At 35.2% G+C, this 2,263-nt stretch carries 2 protein-coding genes and 1 riboswitch; both genes read right to left on the minus strand.

From position 1 onward, the window contains the following. Positions 1-28 precede the first annotated feature (28 nt). The gene (locus V7183_RS25140) at positions 29-895 is read right to left on the minus strand and encodes a 5'-3' exonuclease (RefSeq protein ID WP_097898965.1); all 867 of its coding nucleotides are present in this window, start codon (positions 893-895) and stop codon (positions 29-31) included. A 134-nt stretch (positions 896-1,029) separates the two neighbouring features. Further along, entirely contained in the window at positions 1,030-1,761 is a 732-nt protein-coding gene (locus V7183_RS25145) for a cation-transporting P-type ATPase (RefSeq protein ID WP_335361235.1), read from the minus strand. A 379-nt stretch (positions 1,762-2,140) separates the two neighbouring features. Next, positions 2,141-2,263: riboswitch (M-box (ykoK) riboswitch) on the minus strand. This riboswitch is flagged as partial in the annotation.

Here is a 2,263-nt window from a genome sequence, read left to right on the forward strand (position 1 = left end):
ATGTTTTTTAATAAATGTATATATTTTTTTATAACATATTTATAAATATTTCAGGTCTTCCCCAGTTCATTTGCGCACAAACAAATCGTATTTTCTCTTCATCAATTGTATGCAGACCCTCTTCTAGTAAACATGAAATTGGAACTTCACAATGAATTTTCGCCAATTGTAATGATACATTTAAGTTCTCTAAATCACTTTCAATTTTTGTACGTTGTGCTTTTGTTAATGATGCTATGTTTTCTAATACTGCCGATACTGTTCCGTGTTCTTGAATGAGCTTATATGCCGTCTTTTCACCAATTCCTTTTACACCTGGATAGTTATCACTTGTGTCTCCCATAAACGCTTTCGCATGGACGATTTGCCAAGGTTCCACTCCTTTTTCTTCCATAATCTTCTCAGGAGTATAATACTCATAGTTTCCGATTCCCTTACGAAGAAGCATGACCGTAACATTTGTATCGACAAGTTGTAGTAAATCAGTATCCCCTGTTAAGATATATACTTCCGCTTCATTACAATATTCTTCTGCTAACGTCCCAATGCAGTCATCAGCCTCATAGCCTTTCATACCAATTACAGGAATAGATAGCTTTGATGTCATGTCTTGCACTAAATCAAATTGTGGAATTAGCTCTTCTGGTGGTGCTGGGCGGTTTGCTTTATAATTTGAGAACGATTCCGTTCGAAATGTGGTACTTCCCATATCCCAGCACGTTACAATATGCGTCGGTTCAATTGCTTGCGCTGCTGTTAATAAGTGTTTCATATAACCATGAATCCCATTTGTTGGGGTACCATCTTGTCGTTTCATAAATTGTCCATACACACTTGTTGCGTAAAAAGCACGAAATAATAGTGCCATACCATCAACTAACAATACTTTTTTCATAATTCCTCTCCTACTAACAAAAAATAATAACCTCACGTCATCACGTAAGGTTATATGAATAGATTACCATTCTACGTCTCTGTTCAACTTTATCTATTATACAATGTTTTAATATATTTAGCACCATTAACGGTTCAATGTGTTTGGCCACAGCACGTATGAAGTAATCCAGAATACGTATTTTTACCTGTTGAAACGACCACAGCCTTCGCAGTTCCATTTACAATATGTGTGCCTTGAAAACATACATTTTCAAGTTGAAGTGGATTGTAATCTTTCATGCGTTTTAATGGCATAAAACGCTTGCGTTCCAGATGATAACAGCTTTCGAATTTCTCAACATTCGTTTCTTCTCCTGTTAGCATCGATTCATTTACTAACAAATCTTCTGCATAAATAATACGTACATCAGCTGGAACGATATCACCTGCTGAAAGAAAAACCATATCTCCGGGAACAAGTTCTTCAACTGGGAGTTTCATTATTTTCGATTCATTATTCATCCCTGCAGTTGTACATCCTTCTACTCTAGAAACAGTTACCGTTACAATCTCACACTGATTTTCATTATGAACACGTTGCTTTGCAAATCCAGGAATCATTCCGCCTAGTTTCATCATTACATCAGAAAGGATTGCTCGTTTTGAAGATAATTCATTTTTTCCGTACACATGAATGCGTTTTTGCGCTTCTTTCATAGAAAGACCATCTCTTGTTGTTTTAAAATAAGCAAATACAGATTTTACATCTCTTGTTGCAATTTCAATTAACAAGTCTTTATTTTGTTTTAACATAGATTGTTCTTTCATCACTTTTTTATTTTGTTTATGAGACATGTTACCCACAAGTTTGTTTACATATAACATATTATCGTCTCCTCCTTTACAACATAGGAAGAAACGCTTTGTTTCTCAATTTATCTCACTTTAACACTTTATGTATTTCTATGTCCTGTTAAAGTGTTCCACGTTCAATTTATCACTATAAAATTGAACGTTATCTTATGATAAATATAGAGGGAGGAACAAGTCGTTTCCTGCCTACATCATATATTTTTGTTTCGAAGTATATGGGTAACGGAACCGAGTCAGAATTTGACATGCTCCTCACCTCCTCTTTCATTTTTTAGTCAATATTTATACTATGAGAATTCTCAAAGCTTGTTAATAAAAAGACCTCTACTCCTAAACGAGTAAAGGTCATTACATACATAAATAAACGATTCCTAATAAACATAGGAATCTACGAACCTCTCCCTCGCCGAGTTTTAGCACTGTATAGCATAGGTGTGTTACCAGCTACGTTAAGAAAAACCTTAATTCGATCATTCCTGTTGACCCATTGGCGTCTCTCGACATTTTTGGGCAG

Source organism: Bacillus sp. JJ1127 (assembly GCF_036965845.1).
Lineage (GTDB): Bacteria > Bacillota > Bacilli > Bacillales > Bacillaceae_G > Bacillus_A.